General features: G+C 61.3%; 18 protein-coding genes and 1 other RNA gene. 7 read left to right on the forward strand and 12 right to left on the reverse strand.

The window, feature by feature from the left end; genetic code table 11:
- Positions 1–4 precede the first annotated feature (4 nt).
- Positions 5–535, forward strand: coding sequence for a GNAT family N-acetyltransferase (locus FHS83_RS10120; protein WP_208414441.1), 531 nt, complete (start codon positions 5–7; stop codon positions 533–535).
- Positions 532–1,764 carry an MFS transporter gene (locus tag FHS83_RS10125; protein WP_167082844.1) on the forward strand — a complete coding sequence of 411 codons (1,233 nt, stop codon included), beginning with the start codon at positions 532–534 and terminating at the stop codon, positions 1,762–1,764. Before FHS83_RS10120 ends, FHS83_RS10125 begins: the two co-directional genes overlap by 4 nt.
- Here the strand turns inward: FHS83_RS10125 and FHS83_RS10130 are convergent.
- The 5 genes from FHS83_RS10130 to efp form a co-directional block, all read right to left on the reverse strand.
- Positions 1,761–2,321: a phosphatase PAP2 family protein gene (locus FHS83_RS10130; RefSeq protein ID WP_167082845.1), complete on the reverse strand. Its 561-nt coding sequence runs from the start codon at positions 2,319–2,321 to the stop codon at positions 1,761–1,763. The two genes, FHS83_RS10125 and FHS83_RS10130, sit on opposite strands and share 4 nt — an antisense overlap.
- Positions 2,322–2,403: 82 nt before the next feature.
- Positions 2,404–2,985 (reverse strand): phosphatase PAP2 family protein, encoded by a 582-nt coding sequence (locus FHS83_RS10135; RefSeq protein ID WP_167082846.1) that lies wholly within the window; start codon positions 2,983–2,985, stop codon positions 2,404–2,406.
- Positions 2,986–3,079: 94 nt separating this feature from the next.
- The gene (locus tag FHS83_RS10140; RefSeq protein ID WP_167082847.1) at positions 3,080–4,144 is read right to left on the reverse strand and encodes an OmpA family protein; all 1,065 of its coding nucleotides are present in this window, start codon (positions 4,142–4,144) and stop codon (positions 3,080–3,082) included.
- 70 nt (positions 4,145–4,214) lie between these two features.
- The gene (locus tag FHS83_RS10145) at positions 4,215–5,018 is read right to left on the reverse strand and encodes an inositol monophosphatase family protein (RefSeq protein WP_167082848.1); all 804 of its coding nucleotides are present in this window, start codon (positions 5,016–5,018) and stop codon (positions 4,215–4,217) included.
- On the reverse strand, positions 5,018–5,587 hold the full coding sequence (efp, locus tag FHS83_RS10150) for an elongation factor P (protein WP_167082849.1): 570 nt from the start codon (positions 5,585–5,587) through the stop codon (positions 5,018–5,020). Before efp ends, FHS83_RS10145 begins: the two co-directional genes overlap by 1 nt.
- A gap of 191 nt (positions 5,588–5,778) precedes the next feature.
- Here efp and FHS83_RS10155 point away from each other — a divergent pair, with 191 nt between their 5' ends.
- Positions 5,779–6,957 (forward strand): glycosyltransferase family 87 protein, encoded by a 1,179-nt coding sequence (locus FHS83_RS10155; RefSeq protein WP_167082850.1) that lies wholly within the window; start codon positions 5,779–5,781, stop codon positions 6,955–6,957.
- Between the two features lie 16 nt (positions 6,958–6,973).
- On the opposite strand, the gene fbaA is transcribed toward FHS83_RS10155, so the two are convergent.
- Together fbaA and thiE are read right to left on the reverse strand one after the other, a co-directional pair.
- The gene (fbaA, locus tag FHS83_RS10160; RefSeq protein WP_167082851.1) at positions 6,974–8,053 is read right to left on the reverse strand and encodes a class II fructose-bisphosphate aldolase; all 1,080 of its coding nucleotides are present in this window, start codon (positions 8,051–8,053) and stop codon (positions 6,974–6,976) included.
- Between the two features lie 130 nt (positions 8,054–8,183).
- The gene (gene thiE / locus FHS83_RS10165) at positions 8,184–8,804 is read right to left on the reverse strand and encodes a thiamine phosphate synthase (protein WP_167082852.1); all 621 of its coding nucleotides are present in this window, start codon (positions 8,802–8,804) and stop codon (positions 8,184–8,186) included.
- A 67-nt stretch (positions 8,805–8,871) separates the two neighbouring features.
- Between thiE and FHS83_RS10170 the strand changes: the two genes are divergently transcribed.
- Entirely contained in the window at positions 8,872–9,354 is a 483-nt protein-coding gene (locus tag FHS83_RS10170) for a P-loop nucleotide/nucleoside kinase family protein (protein ID WP_167082853.1), read from the forward strand.
- 82 nt (positions 9,355–9,436) lie between these two features.
- Here the strand turns inward: FHS83_RS10170 and FHS83_RS10175 are convergent, their stop codons facing one another.
- The 3 genes from FHS83_RS10175 to tkt form a co-directional block, all read right to left on the reverse strand.
- Complete coding sequence (locus tag FHS83_RS10175; protein WP_167082854.1) at positions 9,437–10,636, reverse strand: phosphoglycerate kinase; 1,200 nt, start codon at positions 10,634–10,636, stop codon at positions 9,437–9,439.
- Between the two features lie 128 nt (positions 10,637–10,764).
- Positions 10,765–11,772, reverse strand: coding sequence for a type I glyceraldehyde-3-phosphate dehydrogenase (gene gap / locus FHS83_RS10180; protein WP_167082855.1), 1,008 nt, complete (start codon positions 11,770–11,772; stop codon positions 10,765–10,767).
- 52 nt (positions 11,773–11,824) lie between these two features.
- Positions 11,825–13,819 (reverse strand): transketolase, encoded by a 1,995-nt coding sequence (tkt, locus tag FHS83_RS10185; RefSeq protein ID WP_167082856.1) that lies wholly within the window; start codon positions 13,817–13,819, stop codon positions 11,825–11,827.
- Between the two features lie 398 nt (positions 13,820–14,217).
- On the opposite strand from tkt, the gene FHS83_RS10190 reads away from it, so the two are divergent.
- Both FHS83_RS10190 and FHS83_RS10195 read left to right on the forward strand, forming a co-directional pair.
- Positions 14,218–14,481: a DUF4164 family protein gene (locus FHS83_RS10190; RefSeq protein WP_167082857.1), complete on the forward strand. Its 264-nt coding sequence runs from the start codon at positions 14,218–14,220 to the stop codon at positions 14,479–14,481.
- Between the two features lie 65 nt (positions 14,482–14,546).
- Positions 14,547–14,906, forward strand: a complete 360-nt coding sequence (locus FHS83_RS10195; protein ID WP_167082858.1) for a cell division protein ZapA — start codon at positions 14,547–14,549, stop codon at positions 14,904–14,906.
- Here FHS83_RS10195 and FHS83_RS10200 read toward each other — a convergent pair.
- Together FHS83_RS10200 and FHS83_RS10205 are read right to left on the reverse strand one after the other, a co-directional pair.
- Positions 14,903–15,550 carry a hypothetical protein gene (locus tag FHS83_RS10200; protein WP_167082859.1) on the reverse strand — a complete coding sequence of 216 codons (648 nt, stop codon included), beginning with the start codon at positions 15,548–15,550 and terminating at the stop codon, positions 14,903–14,905. The two genes, FHS83_RS10195 and FHS83_RS10200, sit on opposite strands and share 4 nt — an antisense overlap.
- Before the next feature lie 143 nt (positions 15,551–15,693).
- Positions 15,694–17,124 (reverse strand): methyl-accepting chemotaxis protein, encoded by a 1,431-nt coding sequence (locus FHS83_RS10205; protein ID WP_167082860.1) that lies wholly within the window; start codon positions 17,122–17,124, stop codon positions 15,694–15,696.
- Positions 17,125–17,475: 351 nt separating this feature from the next.
- Here FHS83_RS10205 and ssrS point away from each other — a divergent pair.
- Positions 17,476–17,633: non-coding RNA, 6S RNA (gene ssrS / locus FHS83_RS19905), on the forward strand.
- Positions 17,634–17,641: the final 8 nt, after the last annotated feature.

Below are 17,641 nucleotides of genomic sequence, written 5' to 3' on the forward strand. Positions count from 1 at the left end.
GACCATGATCCCCACCCTCACGACTGACCGCCTGACGCTCAGGGCCTTCACCCAGGGCGATTTCGAGGCGTGGGCAGGCATCATGGGTGATCCCGAGACAATGACCTTCCTGGGCGGCCCTATGGCCCCTAGCGACGCCTGGCGGGCGCTGGCGGTCACCCTCGGCCATTGGGCCTTGCGCGGCTATGGCATGTGGGCCGTGGAGCGGCGCTCAGATGGCGCCCTGATGGGCCGGGTGGGGTTGTTGCAGCCGGAAGGCTGGACCGGGCTCGAGGTCGGCTGGACCCTGGGGCGGCCTTTTTGGGGGTATGGCTATGCTACCGAGGCGGGTGCCGCCGCCATGGCCTATGCCTTCTTGACCCAGCCAGACGATCACATCGTCTCGAACATCGATCCCGCCAATACGCCCAGCCAAGCTGTCGCCAAGCGCCTGGGCGAGAGCAAGGGCCCCGAGGCCGAGCTCGTGATCGGCGGCAAAGCCTACAAAGTCGATGTCTGGCGTATTTCGCGTGAGGAGTGGCAACGCCGCGTATGAGTGACCCGACCGTTTACCGCCATCGCGATTTCATCCTTTTTGCGAGCAGCCGCTTCCTCTCCACCGTCGCCATGATGGTCCAGTCTGTCGCCATTGGCTGGCAGATTTACGAGATCGAACGCACGCCTTTGGCGCTTGGCCTTGTTGGCCTCTGCCAGTTCCTGCCGATGTTCCTTTTCACCTTGCCGGCGGGCGAGATGACGGATCGTTTCGATCAGCGCCGCGTGTTGTCGCTGGCTTTGCTGCTGCAGGGGCTTTGCGCGGCGATTTTCCTCACTCTCTCCATCACCGGCATCAAGACGGCGGTGGCCTATTACGCCGTGCTGGTGCTGTTCGGGGTGGGGCGCGGCTTTGCTTCTCCGGCAGGCCAGTCCTTGACGCCTTTTCTGGTGCCGCCCGAAAGGCTGCCGCGCGCCATCGCGCTGAACTCCTCGGTCTTCACCACGGCAGTGATCGCAGGTCCCGCCATGGGCGGCTTTCTCTACGCCTTCGGTCCGGAAGTGACCTACAGCCTCTGTCTTGCCTTTTTTGTCGCTGCCTCCGCCATCACCGCGATCATTGGCGGGCGCCGCCGGGCCAAAGAGGTCAATACCGAGATGAGCCGGTTTGAGCGCGTGGTGGAAGGCATCCGCTTCGTGAAAAACCGCCCCGTCATTCTGGGCGCGATTTCGCTCGATCTCTTCGCGGTGCTTTTGGGCGGTGCGACGGCGCTGTTGCCGCTCTTCGCCCGCGATATCTTGCATACCGGTCCTTGGGGGCTCGGGCTTTTGCGCAGTGCGCCCGCGGTAGGGGCCGCGCTGGTGGCGCTGGCTTTAACGGGCCGCCCCATCGAGCGGAATATCGGGGTGAAAATGTTCGCCGCTGTCGCCGTGTTCGGCGTGGCGACCATCGTCTTTGGCCTGTCGTCGAACTTCTATCTTTCGATGGGCGCGTTGTTCGTGCTCGGCGCCTCCGACATGATTTCGGTGTTCGTGCGCCAGTCCCTCGTCAGCTTCGCAACCCCGGATGAAATGCGCGGTCGCGTCGGCGCCGTGAACATGCTGTTCATCGGGGCCTCCAACGAGCTGGGCGAATTCGAAAGCGGCATCACCGCCGCCTTGTTCGGCTCGATCCCCGCTGTGATCATCGGCGGGCTCGGCACCCTTGGCGTGGTGGCGATCTGGATGAAGCTCTTTCCGCCGCTGCGCGATGTCGACCGGCTGAAAGATATCGAATTCAAACAGGCCTAAAAGCGATAGCTGGCCGAGGCGAAGAGGCCGTTCGGCTGGGCTTGCAGGTCCGAGGTGAAGCCATAGCGCTTGGTGTAGCGGGTCGTGATCAGCTCGTTATAAAGCAGCGAAATGCCCGCGCTGGCGGCGACATCATACCAATGATGCTTTTGCGCATCGACGCGGCTCCAGCCTACAAAAGCCGTGGCGGCATAAGCGGGAATGCCGTACTCCCAGCCATAGCGTTCGCGCAGGAATTCGGCGGGGGCTGCCGCCAAGGCGGTGGTGTCCGACGGCATGGAGTTCCAATTTCCGCCGCCTTTGCTGCACGGTTCGGCAAAGGGGCGGCACTCACGGATGAGCTGTTTCAGACCGTAAGCGGTCCCAACCGTCAGCGCGGTGGTGACGAAAAGCTGTGCCGTGCCGACGCGATCATGCTTCAGAAGCGTGATGCCGCCAGCCACCAGAGGCATGGCAATGGCAATGCCGGTTCCGGCGGTTTCGGTCATCTTGGCCTGAAGAGGCAGCGCGGAACATGCGAATGCGACTGCGGCGCAGATTGCCGAACGACCAAGCATCAAGACTTCCCCGTGTGAGACAGAACATTACTATGGTTTAAAGGACGCATACGGACAAGTGACCAGATGCCAACCTCTTCGCCTAGAAGCGGTAGCCCACGGTCGCCATGGCGCCATCACCATCATCGGTGCCGAACATGCCGGTGAAGAAGCCGCGCTCTTCGGTGTGATCCCAGGGGCGGTGATAGCGGGTGGTGAAGATCTGATTGTAGCCAAAGGAGATGGCGGTGGTGGCAAGGCCATCCCACAGCTTGTTCTTCTTGGCCTTCTGCATCGCCCAGCTTGGATATTTGGAGACGATGAACATCGGTATGCCCCAATCCGCGCCGTAGCGGTTCCACATGAAGGACGAGGGGCCCGAGGCCAGCGCCGAAGTGGTGGAGGGGAAGGAATCCCAGGCGCCGCCCGCGCAGCCGCCGCCCGGAATCTTGGCGTAGGGGCGGCAGGAGCGGACGATCTGCTTCAAGGCATAGGCGGTGCCATAGGTCAGGCCGGTCACAACGGTGAGTTGGGCAAGGCCCTTATAATCGTGCTTCGACAGGGCGACTGTGATCGCGATGGCGGGCATGGCATAGGCGACCGCCTGACCGCTTTCCTTGTAAGGGAATGCCTCCGCCCGCATTGCAAACAATACCATGCACGCGGCTGCGAAAGCCTTTTTCATGAAATCCCCCAAGCCCATTCAGCGGCGACGATAGCCTATCGCGCCTCTAAATCACAAATGTGGCGGTGGGTTTTATGAAATAACCCCAACCCGGTTAGCGCGTCACCATCACGTCCACGCGGTCGAGCGGGCCGTTATCGTCTACGCCGCCATGGGCGAAGACGTCGATTTTCTCGGAGGGAATGCCATCATCGATGAGAAGCTGGCGTACCACCAGCGCGCGCTTCAACGACATGCGGCGGGTATCAGAGGTCTTCTCGCCGCGCTGACCGGCATAGGCCAGAAGCTGGATGCGGGCGGAGCCGTCGGCTGCCACATCGCCCAGCGAATTGGCGAGGGTCCGGATTGCGCTCACCGCAGAGGCAGAAGGATCGCTGGCATTGGGGGCGAAGGTCACCGTATCGCGGCGGCTGCCGGCCGGCACCTTGGCCTTGGAGGACTTCGCGGGCTCGATGCTCGCGGTCTGCACCGGCTTGCTTACGGCTGCCTGCTGCGGGGCTGCCTGCTGCGGGGCGGGTTGCGGCGCGGGCCTGGGCGCCTGCTGAGCGGCTTTCTGTGGCGCTGGCGCGGGCTTGTTAGCGGGCGCCATGGTGAGGGTCTGAAGATCGCCAAAGCCGCTGAGGCTGCTGGCGGCGCTCTGCGGCGCCGGCGCGGCGGGTTTTGGCGCCGGGGGTGTTGTGGTCTGTGGCGCGGGCTTGGCGCTCGCGATTTTCTTCGGCTTGGGCGCTTCTTTCGGCGCTTCCTCTGTCATTTCCCGAGCCACCGGCGCAGGTTCGACCGGCGCGGCTGCGGCCACCGCCTTATGCTTTTTCGGCTTAGGCGTCTCGACCGGCGCCGCCGCATAGCTCTCGCTGGCGGGAGGCGTTACCGCGGTATCGGTGGCTGGGACCTTGGCGCGCGCACGCGGCATGTGCAGCACGATTGGCTTTTCATTGTATTGCCAGGGCTGAAGCAGGGGCGGCAACGCGCGCGGCTGACCCGTGCCAGGATCGATCAGCACCTGCCCATCGGCATTCACGCCCATGGAATTGACCGTCACGCTTTGCGCGGCGGCGCCAGAGAGTGGCACCAGGGCGAGTGGGACCAGAGCGAGCGGGGCAAGAGCGAAGGCGAGAGTGAGGCGCATGGAATCCAATGGCCGTGAGGTCCTGTCAACCATAGTCGCCTCAGCGCTCCGCCTCAACTGCCGTTGTCTGCCGCTGTTGGGCACATTGCCGTGTGGCGGTGTCTTATTTGCCCGCGTCCCGAATCAGCTTGAGAAGCTGGGGATGCAGCGCTTCGTTGGTGCAGAGAATGTCGCCCTTCAGGACGTCGCTGCCGCCATTCAGGTCGGTGACAAGACCGCCCGCTTCGCGCACCAGGAGCACGCCCGCAGCGATATCCCAGGCATTCAGCCCGCGCTCCCAATAGCCATCGAAACGGCCAGCGGCCACGAAAGCGCAATCCAGCGCCGCCGAGCCGAAACGGCGGATGCCCGAGGTGCGTGAGACCACCGCTTCCACTTCCTTCAGCGAGCGCTTGCGTTCGCTGTCGGGGCCGCGGCCCATGAAGGGAATGCCGGTCGCGATCAAGCTCTGCGGCAGCTCCTTGCGGGCGGCGACACGCAGGCGCTTGTCGTTCAGATAAGCGCCATGGCCCTTTTCGGCGACATACATGTCGTCGGTGACAGGATTATAGACCACGCCCGATACCAGCGTGCCTTCACGTTCGAGCGCGATGGAGATGCAGAAATGCGGCACGCCATGCAGGAAGTTGGTGGTGCCGTCGATCGGGTCGATGATGAAACGATGGGTCTTATCCGTCCCTTCATGCGCACCGGTTTCTTCGGCGAAAACCGAATAGCCGGGGCGTGCCTTGACGAGTTCCTCGATCAGGATCTTCTCGGTGCGCTGGTCGGCGCTGGAGACGAAATCCGCCGGGCCCTTCATCGACACCTGCAGGTGCTCGAGCTCGTTGAAGTCACGGATCAAGGGGCGGCCTGCTTTACGCGCAGCCGCGACCATCACATTCAGGGCAGGGGAAAGATAAGGCATCAGATTTCGGCTCTCTTCACATAGCTGCCGTCTTCGGTGGCGACGACGACCTTGGTGCCCGCTTCGATAAAGGGCGGCACCTGGATCTTCAGGCCGTTCTCAAGCACGGCGCTCTTATAGGAAGGGGCAGCCGTGCCGCCGCGCAGCACGGGATCGGCCTCGGTCACGGTCAGAACGACCTGGAGCGGAATCTGCACGCCGATGGGCTTGCCTTCATAGGATTGCACCAGAACCTTCATGCCGTCGGTCAGGAACACGGCGCGCTCGCCGATGAAATCCTTCTCGATTTCGATCTGCTCATAGCTCTCCATATCCATGAAGGTGAGCATGTCGCCGGACTCGTAGAGGAACTGATAGTCCTTCTTCTCGAGATAGATTTCGTCAACGGCAGCGTCCGAGCGGAAGCGCTCGTTCAGCTTGGTGCCGGTCAGGATATTCTTGAGTTCCACCTGGTTATAGGCGCCGCCTTTGCCCGGCTTCACCGCCTGGGTCTTGACCGCTATCCAGAGGCCGCCGTCATGTTGGATAAGGGTGCCCGGACGAATTTCGTTACCCGCAATCTTGGCCATGTGGTCCTCTGAACGTCTGCCGCGCGGGGGTGATCCCGCGTGCGCCTGAATTTTCCTGGTGAGAAAGAGCGGGCGGGTGATAGCAGCCCGCGGGGCAAAGGGCAAATGGCGCAATCGTCGCTTTACCAATGGCGCCGCTTTACCAAAGGGTGAAGGGTCGTTATCCAAACTTGTCGCCGGAAAGTTGCAGCATGGGACCCTTAAATCTGGCTCGTTTGCGTGGTCTTGGCCTTGAGGCCCGCCTAAGCCTTGTCGCCGGGGTTCTTATCGCCGGTTTTTTTCTCATCTATTTGGTCCAATCCAAGCCGCCGCTCGATCAATACGGCTACGTCCTGGGCCGCGACTTCGTGAATAGCTGGATGGGGGCGCGGGCCGTTTTGGCGGGCAATGTTCCATCTCTGTTTCACCTGCAGGGCTATAATCAGGCGCTGATAAATCTCTTCGGGCCGATGCCGCCGCATAACTGGTCCTATCCGCCGGTGTTGCTCCTCTTTCTCTGGCCCTTGGGATTTTTCCCGTATCTCGCCGCTTTGGCGCTGTGGTCCGTCGCAGGCTATGGCGCGTATATTGGCGCCGCGCGTGCCTTCTGCGCTGATAAGCGCTTGCTCGGCTTTGCCGCGGTCGCGCCTGCGGCGGGCATCTGTCTCTTCTCCGGCCAGAACGGATTTTTCACCGCAGCGCTGCTGATCCTGTTCTTCCGCTTCTGGGATGAGCGGCCATGGCTTGCCGGGCTATGTCTCGGGCTGATGCTCTATAAGCCCCATCTGGTGGTGCTTTTCCCGCTCGCCCTGGTGCTCAGCGGGCGTTGGAAAGTGTTTCTCGCCGCGGGCATTACCGTGGTGGCGCTGATCCTTCTCACCGCGCTCGTTTTCGGCCACAGCATCTGGAGCGATTACGTGCGCCTCGTGATGCCGGTGCAGAAGGGTGTCTTGGAAACCGGCACTGGTTTTCTCACCATGATGCCGACCGGCTACATGAACGCACGCATGCTGGGGGCTGGCCCGCATCTGGCACAACAAATCCAAATGCCGTTCACGCTCATCGCTCTCGCTGCGGTGATCTGGACCTTTATCAAGAAACGCGATGCAGTCCTCTCCATCGCCGTACTCGTCACCGCCAGCTTTGTCGTGACGCCTTACGCTTTCGACTACGACATGGTGGTGTTCGGCTGGGTGATCGCGCTGCTCTGGCCCTATTTCGAAAGCAGGTGGGAAAAGGTGTTCCTGGTTGTGATCTGGACGCTACCGGTCTGGATCATTGCCATTGGCGCCATTCCGGTCTCGGCACCCTTGATGGCCGCGTTCTTGGCTGTGCTGGTTCAAAAAACAAAACGCGGCGGAGATCGTCTCTCCGCCGCGCTGATACTTTAACCCAATAAAACCTGGCTTATTTCGCCGCCACGGATTTGCCGAGCGAGCCGAGGTCCTTCATGGTCTCTTCCATGCGGGCGATGATGCCCTGCTCGCCCGCGCGCAGCCACTTGCGCGGATCGTAGAGCTTCTTGTACGGCGCATGGGTTTCCGGATCGACCTGATACTGGAAGGCCTTCGGGTTGGCGAAGACTTCCTTGCCGACCTGTTCGGCGAAGGCGAACTGCATGTCGGTGTCGATGTTCATCTTGAAGACGCCATAGGTGACGGCTTCGGAGATGAGGTGCTTTTCCGAACCCGAACCGCCGTGGAAGACGAGGTCGAGCGGGTTGGCGTTGAGGTCTTTCTTCTTCGCCACCAGGTCCTGCGAGTTCTTCAGGATGATCGGGCGCAGCTTGACGTTGCCCGGCGCATAGACGCCATGGACGTTGCCGAACGAGGCGGCAACCGTGAAGTGGCCGATCGGCGACAGCACTTCATAGGCGCGCAGCACGTCTTCGGGCTGGGTGTAGAGCTTGGGATTGCCGACATCGCCTTCTTCGAGTTCATGGCCGATGCCGTCTTCCTCGCCGCCGGTGACGCCGAGTTCGATTTCAAGGCTCATGCCGAGCGGGGCAAGGCGCTTCAGAACGCGGGCGCATTCTTTCAGGTTGTCTTCCAGCGGCTCAGACGACAGATCGATCATGTGCGAGGAGAAGAGCGGCTTGCCGGTCTTTTCGAAATGCTTCTCGCTGACATCGATCAGGCCGTCGACCCAGGGAATCAGCTTGCGGTTGGCGTGGTCGGTATGGAGCGCGACGCAGATGCCATATTCTTCGGCGAGCAGATGCACATGCTGGGCGATGGAGGTGGAGCCGAGCACGCGGGCCTTATGCGCATCGGGGGCACCTTCGCCCGAGAAGAAGCGGGCACCGCCATTCGACATCTGAATGATGACGTCGGATTTGTGCTTGGCAGCGGCTTCGAGCACGGCGTTGATGACGTTGGTCGAGACCACGTTCACGGCCGGAAGCGCATAACCGCCTTCTTTGGCGGCGGCGATCAACTGACGATATTCTTTGCCGGTCACGACGCCGGGCTTGAGCTTCACAGACATAGATCTCTCCCATTCTTCTCAGAACTAATTAGCGTTGCGACCTTCGCAAAACAACGCCGCTCGGCTGCGTCAAAAAAAGACAGCGCTGTCTTACATATATAGGCTTGGGAAGCGGCCTTGTCAGTGCCTCTTATTTGAACAATTTGTTGAACGCCTTTACCGCTGCCGCGGGGCCATCCGTATAATCCCATACCCCACTCGAGACGGCGAGGAAGTCAGCACCTGCTTGCACCAGCGGCAAGGCATTGGCGACGGTGATGCCACCGATGGCAACGCAGGGCACCACCATGACCTCTGCCCACCATGAAAGAACGTCAATCTCGCACCGCGTTTTTGGCTCTTTGGTGGTGGTGGGATAAAAGGCACCAAATGCGACATAATCGGCGCCCGCTTCCCCGGCTTCCATCGCAAGGTGACGGGAATCGTGACAGGTGACGCCGACAATGCGTTCGGGCCCGACAATTGCCCGCGCCTCTGCATAAGGCGTGTCCTCCTGGCCGATATGCACCCCGTCACAGCCGAATTTGGCGGCGAGGTCGGGCCGGTCATTCAGCAGAAAGGCGACGTCGCGTGATTGTGCAATCGGCATCAGCACGTCCACCGCGCGGGCGATGTCTTCTTCTGGCACGTCTTTCAGCCGCAATTGCAGCGAGGCCACGTCACCCGCATCAAGCGCAGATTTTAGAGTTTCGCCAAAGGGCTTCGGGTCCAGCTTGGGCGGGGTGATGAGATAAAGGCGGGTATCGGTCATGGGGCTCTTTTAACGCTCCCTTGCGGCGAGGTCCAATTTGATGGAGCAATTTAGGCAGGGGGCTGCCATGGCGACCGCACATTTGCTGCATGGATTTCTAGGCGCCGGCAAGACGACGTTTGCCAAAGCGCTGGAGCGACGCTGCAATGGGGTTCGCTTCACCCATGATGAATGGATGCGCGCGCTCTATGGCGAAGATCCTCCGGAAGCGGAATTCGCAGACGCCGCCGCCCGCGTACACCGTCTGATGGAACAGGTCTGGCGGCAATGCCTCGTTGCTGGGGTGGACATCATCCTCGATACCGGTCTTTGGAGCCGGGCCGAACGGGATCGCATCAGGGCGGTCGTGGCGGATGTGGGCGCAGAGGCAGTGCTGTATCAGCTTCATTGCGATGAAGCCCTGGCCCATGAGCGGCTCACCGCGCGGAACGCTGCGCCGCACACCGGCCTCTATATCGCGCCCGAGACCTACGCTCTTTTGCGCGCCCGCTTTGAGCCGCTCGCAGACGATGAACTGCGCATTGACATCGACACGAACGGTACGGTGTAGCCCCCAAACAAAAAGCCCTCGCACCGCGAAGTGCGAGGGCTTACTCATTTCGTCATGGCCGGACTTGATCCGGCCATCCAACTTACTTCACGGCCAGCGCGACAACGCCGGGCAGTTCCAGGCCTTCCAGCCATTCCAGGAAGGCGCCGCCAGCGGTCGAGACATAGGAGAACTCATCAGCCGCGCCCGCGGTGTTGAGCGCCGCGACGGTGTCGCCGCCGCCCGCAACCGAGAGGAGCTTGCCGGCCTGGGTGGCTTCAGCAACGGCCTTCGCCGCGCCGACCGTGCCCTTGTCGAAGGGCGGGATTTCGAAGGCGCCGAAGGGGCCGTTCCAGACGACCGTCTTGGTGGTGGCGAGCACCGCCTTGAACTCTTCGACCGACTTCGGGCCGACGTCGAGCATCATTTCGTCGTCATGGATATCGGAAACCGGGGCGATGCGGTTTTCCGCACCGGCCTTGAATTCCTTCGCCAGCGAGGCGTCGACCGGCAGCACGACCTTCTTACCGGCGGCCTTGGCGGCTTCCAGCACTTTCAGCGCGGTGGGGAACTGATCGTCTTCCTTCAGCGACTTGCCGACCTTCACGCCTTGCGCGGCGAGGAAGGTGTTGGCCATGGCACCGCCGATGACGAGGATATCAACGCGCTTCAGAAGGTTTTCCAGAACGCCGATCTTGGAAGAGATCTTGGCGCCGCCGACCACGGCCATCACCGGACGGACCGGGGTTTCGAGGGCCTTGGAGAGGGCGGTCAGCTCAGCCTGCATGGAGCGGCCGGCCGCGTTCGGCAGAAGATGGGCAACACCTTCGGTCGAGGAGTGGGCGCGGTGGGCGCTGGAGAAGGCGTCGTTGACATAGATGTCGGCGAGCTTGGCCAGACCCTTGGAGAGTTCCGGGTCGTTCTTTTCTTCGCCGGCATGGAAGCGGGTGTTTTCGAGGAGGAGTACATCGCCATTCTTCAGCTTGGCGACGGCTTCTTCGGCAACCGGGCCGACGCAATCGTCAGCAAAGGCGACCGGCTTGTTGATAATCTTGGCGAGCGCGGCAGCAACCGGCTTCAGGCTCATCGAGGGCACGACCTTGCCCTTCGGGCGGTCGAAATGCGAGCAGATGATGACCTTGGCGCCCTTGGCGACGAGATCGTTGATGGTGGGAGCCTGGCGCTCGATGCGGGTCGTCGAGGTGACGACGCCATCCTTCATCGGCACGTTGAAGTCGGCGCGGACGAGCACGCGCTTACCGGCGACGTCGAGATCGTCGATGGTGCGGAAAGTGGTGGCCATGGGGGTATCCTCTTTTATGGGCGAACGGGCATGCGCTTAAGGCATGCGGGAAACCTAAAAAAAGCGCGCGAAGTGTGATCCTCGCGCGCTCGAAAGAGCAGGGGCGCCCGAAAGCGCCCCTGAATGTATTAGAGGAACTTCGCGAGCTGGAGCGCGGTGTCGACCATGCGGTTCGAGAAGCCCCATTCGTTGTCGTACCAGGAATAGATCGCGGCGAGGTTGCCATCCAGCACCTTGGTCTGCGGCGCCATGAAGGACGACGAGGCCGGGATGTGGTTGAAGTCCTTGGAGACCAGCGGCTCATCGACATAGTCGAGGATGCCCTTCAGATAGCCTTCCGAAGCGGCCTTCATCGCGGCGTTGATTTCGTCCGCGGTGGTGGTCTTCTTCAGGACGACCTTGAGGTCAACCAGCGACACGTTCGGGGTCGGCACGCGGATGGAGATACCGTCGAGCTTGCCCTTCAGTTCCGGCAGCACCAGGCCGACAGCCTTGGCGGCGCCGGTGGTGGTCGGGATCATCGACAGCGAAGCAGCGCGGGCGCGATACAGGTCCTTGTGGAGCTGGTCGAGCGACGGCTGGTCGTTCGTGTACGAGTGGATCGTGGTCATGATGCCCTTTTCGACGCCGAAGTTGTCGTTCAGCACCTTGGCGAGGGGGGCAAGACCGTTGGTCGTGCACGAAGCGTTGGAGACGACCATGTGCTCGGCCGTCAGCTTGTCGTGGTTGACGCCATAGACGACCGTGAGGTCGGCGCCGTCGGACGGAGCGGAGACGAGCACGCGCTTGGCGCCGGCGGTCAGATGCATGGCAGCCTTGTCACGGGCGGAGAAGATGCCGGTGCATTCCATGGCGATATCGACCGCCAGTTCCTTCCACGGGAGCTGGGTGGGATCCTTGATCGCGGTCACTTTGATCTTGTGACCGGCGACGATCATCGTATCGCCGTCGACCGTGACGGACGCGTTCAGACGGCCGTGGACCGAATCGTACTTGAGCAGGTGAGCATTGGTAGCGACGGGGCCGAGATCGTTGATGGCAACGACTTCAACATCGCGGCGACCGGACTCAACGATAGAACGCAACACCAACCGACCGATGCGGCCGAAGCCGTTGATAGCAACACGAATGGCCATATGAACCTCCTAGGATCCCTTTTTTTGACAGCGCTGACTTAAGCTTGAAAGATTACCCTTTCAATGCACTTTTTGCCGCCTCTGCGGCTGCTTCGGCGGTGATGGCGAAGTGTTTGTAAACTTCTTTCGCCGGGCCCGAGGCGCCGAAGCCATGCATGCCCACGAAAGCGCCATTCGGGCCGATATAGCGGTCCCAGCCGAACTGAATTCCCGCCTCAATTGCCACTTTCACCGTGTTGGGGCCTAAAACGGCCTCACGGTATGTTGCACTTTGTTTCTCAAAAAGTGCCCAGCACGGCATCGAAACGACGCGGGCCGGAATGTTATCGGCGGCCAAAAGGTCGCGGGCCTTGAAGGCCAGTTCCAATTCCGAGCCGGTTGCAAGGAATGTGACCTTCGCGCCTTCGGCGTCGGCGGCGACATAGGCGCCCTTGGAGGCCAGGTTTTCTTCCGTATGGGTGGTACGGAAGGTGGCCATGTTCTGGCGCGACAGGACCAGCAGCGCCGGGGCGTGCTTGTCGGAGAGCGCATCGGCCCAGCATTCGGCGGTTTCGACCACATCGCCCGGGCGATAGACCTTCAGGCCCGGAATGGCGCGCAAGGATGCGACATGCTCAACCGGCTGGTGTGTCGGGCCGTCTTCGCCGACGCCGATGGAATCATGCGTCATGACGTAAATGACGCGGATGCCCATCAGCGAGGAGAGGCGGATGGAGTGGCGGCAGTAATCGGAGAACACCAGGAAGGTGCCGCCGTAGGGAACCACGCCGCCATGCAGGCAGAGGCCGTTCATGGCCGCGGCCATGGCGTGCTCACGGATGCCGTAATGGATGTAACGGCCCGAGAAATCCTCCGGCGTGATGTCCACCAAATCCTTGGTCTTGGTGTTGTTGGAGGGGGTCAAGTCGGCCGAACCGCCGATGGTCAGCGCCCAGGTGGTGTTGATGGCGTCGAGCGCCATTTCCGAGGCTTTGCGGGTGGCGACGGCGGGCTTTTCCTCGCTCGCCTTCTTCTTCACGGCGTTGAGCGCGTCGAGGGTGGCTTGCGGCACATCAGCGATCTGGGCGGCGTCGAATTCGGCGGCCTTGGGCGAGGCGGCCTTGCGGGCTTCCCAAGCCTTGCGGGCTTCGGCGCCGCGGCTGCCGACCTTGCGCCATTCGGCGACGATTTCTTCCGGCACCACGAAGGGTTCGGTGGAGGGCCAGCCCAGCGCCTTCTTGGTCGCGATCACTTCATCGGCGCCCAAAGGTTCGCCGTGTGCCTTGTGAGAACCGGCCTTCTTGGGCGAGCCGAAGCCAATGATGGTGCGGCAGGCGAGCATCACCGGCTTGTCGGAGTTCTGGGCCCAGTCCAGGGCGGCGGCGATATCGTCGGCATTGTGGCCATCGACGCGGCGGGTCGCCCAACCGGCGGCTTCGAAACGCTTCACCTGATCGGTGGCGTCGGAGAGTTCCACGGCGCCGTCGATGGTGATGTGGTTGTCGTCCCAGAGCAGCACGAGCTTGTTCAGTTTCATGCGGCCGGCCAGCGCGATGGCTTCATGGCTGATGCCTTCCATCAGGCAGCCGTCACCGGCGAAGACATAGGTCTTGTGGTTCACGAGGTCGTCGCCGAAGCGGGCGGCCAGGATCTTCTCGCCGATCGCCATGCCGACGGCATTGGCCAGGCCCTGGCCGAGCGGGCCGGTGGTGGTTTCAATGCCCGGCAGCATGCCGTATTCGGGGTGACCGGCGCAGTGGCTGGTGATCTGGCGGAAACCCTTGAGGTCATCCAGCGTGATCTTGGGATAGCCGTTCAGCCAGAGCAGGGAATAGATCAGCATCGAGCCATGGCCGCCGGAGAGCACGAAACGGTCGCGGTCGGGCCAAGTCGGGTTGGCGGCGTCGAACTTCAGGAATTTGGAGAACAAAACGGTTGCGACATCGGCCATGCCCATCGGCAGGCCCGGGTGGCCCGAATTGGCCGCCTGCACGCCGTCCATAGCCAGAACACGGATCGCATTGGCGAGGGTACGGGTATGATCTTGAAAGCTGGTGGGGCTGCTCATCCGAGGTTCCTTCTCTGGTCTAATTGCCGCTATAGCGCCAATGGTAGCGTTACCGTTCTGGTGAAACTTCTGTCGCCCATTAGTGGACCCGTCAAGTCCACCTCTCGGCGCATCGTTCTGCCCGGCGCACCCCGGATGGGGTATTTCACTGGCGCGGGCATGACAGACACTTGTCAGACATTTACCAGCTCCGGCCCGAAAACCGAAAGAGTAAGATGCGGGGCCGGGGGACAGGATTGCCGCGCCTCTTTTTTCCGCCCCGTCTTTAGCAAACTCGGCGCACTCTTCCCACAGGAACAATAGGCTAGGCGCGTTGACCCCCATTTGGGCGAAAGCCTAAGTTGGGCCCGTCTTCGCAGTACCAGCGATAGGATTGCCACAGGCAGGAGGACGGCACCATGAGCAGGCTCGAATTGGCCGCAGCGCGGCTCGCCAAGGCCTTGGATGACCTGGAAACGGTGGTTTCGCCGCTCGCCAAGGCGCGCGAATCGGCTGCAGTCGCGGAAACAAAAATTGCCGCACTCGATGCCGAACGCGAAGCGCTGGTGGCCCGTGTGGCCACCCTGGAAGACGAGGCGCGAGCCCTGTCCGGTCTTACCGAGGAAGTGGAAGATCGTCTCGACGGCGCCATCGCCGAGATTCGCACGGCGCTTAGCCGCTAATATCCCCGCCCCAAGCGAATTTGTCGCTGCCGTGTCCAGCCTGAAAGCCCAACAAGGAGATTTTCATGCCTCTCGTCAATGTGATGGTGAACGGCAAGGCCTACACGATCGCCTGCGATGACGGCGAGGAGCAGCATCTGAAGGAGCTCGGGGCCGAGGTCGATACCAAGGTGCGCGAGCTTTTGTCGGCGGTGGGCAATGTCGGCGAGCAGCGGCTGCTTTTAATGGCGGCGGTTCTGCTAGCCGATGAGGTCCATGCCGCCACCACCCATCTTGAAACGGCCCGTCAGGAACTGGCCGCCGAGCGCGCCCGCCGCGAGGATCTGGCGGTGAAAGTCGAAAATACCGAGAGCATCGCCGCCGATGCTTTGGAAACCGCCGTCAAACGCATCGAAACCATCGCCGCCAAGCTGAAGGTGGCTTAACGCGCGCGCTTCTTGGATGGTTTAGTCTTCACCGGCTGCGGCAATTGGATGGCGTATAAATGCGCCAGGGTGATGCTAGCGCCATTTTGGTCTCGCACAATCGCGAGCTCCCATAACTGCCCATGGCGCGCGGCGTCGAGATAGGCTTGCGAGTGCTCCGCTACTGCGGTCCGGGTGTTTGCGTCTTGCCGATATGCAAATTTGTAGAGCGTATCGAGAGGCGACTTTCCGAGGAGTTCCGAAGGGGCACCTACCAACTTCAGGAACGCCAAAACGCTGTTATCTTCATTGGTCTGGCTCCAAACGCTACAGGCCGCAGTCTTTATGCCCGGAAAAAATCCGTAGTTTTGGTCGGTCGCGGTCACCGATATTTTGTGCCCCAACACCGTCACGTCTCGAAAGGACAGGGAGGGAAGGCGCGCTTTAAAATCGCGTTCTGCCTCATTGGCTGGAACGTGCTCAGCGCCACCGGCATGTTCGACGGCTTTGGCCACGGCGTCGGGAATACTGCCAGTGTCCATGCAAAAGCTTTTGACTGCCTCGAATAACGGCAATGGTGCAGGCGGCGCGCTATCGTCACTGGCGAGGGCTGGTGCCGAACTCAAAACCGCGGCGGCTGCCAACCATAAGCGACGAAGTTTCATGGCGCACTCACGCGAGGTTTCACATCACGCGTTATTCGCCGGATTGGCGATGAACTGCCAATACTACATTGCCGCAGCCTTTGGCGGGCTCGGATGGCAGACGGTTACCAGCTCCGGAAAATGAGGGGGCTAGCCCCTCATCCTTAAAACTCCGCCCAATCGTCGGCAGGCGCGGCTTGGGGGGCTTCCTTTGGCACTGCATTTCCGGCGCGCCTTGCCAAAGGTGCTTTTGCAGCAGGGGCTTTAAGCGCAGGTGCTGCGCGTTTCGCGGCCACCGGCTTGGCGCTAGCGCCGGTACTGAAAAACTCTGTCAGCTCCAGCAATGTCTTGGTTTCTTCGGCCAGGTTGCGTGAGGCGGCGGTGGTTTCTTCCACCATGGCGGCGTTCTGCTGGGTGACCTGATCCATCTGGGTGACGGCGGCATTGATTTGCTGAATGCCGGTCGCGGTCTGCTCGCTGGCCTTGGCATCGTCATTGGCCTGGGCGGCCACTTTGGCCACGTGATCCAGGATGCGATTCAACGTCTTGCCGGTTTCTCCCACCAGCTTGACGCCATCGCCGACATGCTGGCTTGAGGTCGCGATCAGCGCCTTGATCTGCTTGGCCGCTTCCGAGGAACGCCCCGCCAGTGCGCGCACTTCGCTTGCCACCACGGCAAAGCCGCGGCCCGCATCACCCGCGCGTGCTGCTTCAACGCCTGCGTTCAGTGCGAGAAGGTTGGTCTGGAAGGCGATCTCATCGATTACGCCAATAATATCGGTGATCTTGTTCGAGGATTGCGCGATGGCATCCATGGCCTCGACGGCGCTCGCCACGACACGGCCGCCTTCTTCGGCGACGGTCTTGGCTTCCACCATGCTGCGCGAGGCTTCATGCGCGCCTGCGGCGGCCACCTTCACGGTGCTGGTGATTTCGTCCAGTGCGGCCGCGGTTTCTTCGATGCTGGCTGCTTGCTGCTCGGTGCGCCGCGACAGATCATCGGTCGCGCTGCCGATTTCGCTCGCCGCATTGGAAATCGTGTGGGCGCTTTCGGCAAAGCGCTGGATGGTCTTATGCAAGGTCTCGACGGCCTTGTTGAAATCGCGGCGCAGGGGCTCAAGATCAGCTGGAAAGACATGATCGATGCGGCGGTCGAGCTTGCCTTCGGCGAGATGGGCCAAAGCCGCAGCGACCTCAATCACCGCCTTGACGCGCTCGCTGATGTCGGTAGCGACCTTGACCACCTTTTCCACTTTACCGTCGGCGCCGCGTACCGGGTTGTAGCTCGCCTGAATCCAGACTTGCCTGCCGCCCTTGCCGATGCGCAGATATTGGCGGGCATCAAATTCGCCGCGCCTGAGCTGCTCCCAAAACGCCTTATATTCCGCGCTCTGGACATAAGCGGGTTCGACAAAAAGGCTGTGATGGCGACCGACGATTTCCTCTGGCCGATAGCCCAGCGCGGTGCAGAAATTGGCGTTGGCACGCAAAATCGTACCGTCTGGCGTGAACTCGATCAGGGCTAGCGCGTGTTCGATGGCGTTCAGAACAGCCTCAGACGAACGGGTAGACGTATCGCGGCGCCAAAACATCATATGTCCTCGAAGTAAGGGGGAGCGCGCAGGCGAACCCGACGCGCCCGCCACCATTTTCCGAGGCCGCTTAAGAGAGATTAAATTTCTAAGCTGTTTCCATTTCTGGGCGTAAATCAAACTACCTATATCGGTTGATAACTTTCGTCAGCGCGGTGCGAAGGGCCCCAAACAGGCCTTTGGAATATTGTATTTTGTGATTATTTTCAAAGGCTTAAGATAATTTTCTGGTATTTGTTTTGCAATTTTCGCGCGCCGCGTCCGCCTGTTCCCGCATAGCATATAAATTTGCTTTTCTATTTCGTCCCTTGTGCCTTGCCGCTTGGGGGCGGGGTCCCTACATTGAGTCTTGGACAGGTACTGCCTCGCGCGTCAGGATAGCGACACCCAGGGGCCTTAATGTTACTCACCGGGAGCTGTCCCTGACCGAGGCCGTGGCCTCGGACATATGGCGCCCACCTGCACTGCAGGCCCGTGAGGATCCAATTCCAACGGCGTTGTGCGGTCCTGTCCGCTAATT

Origin of the sequence: Rhizomicrobium palustre, assembly GCF_011761565.1 — a bacterium.
Taxonomy (GTDB): Bacteria; Pseudomonadota; Alphaproteobacteria; order Micropepsales; family Micropepsaceae; genus Rhizomicrobium; species Rhizomicrobium palustre.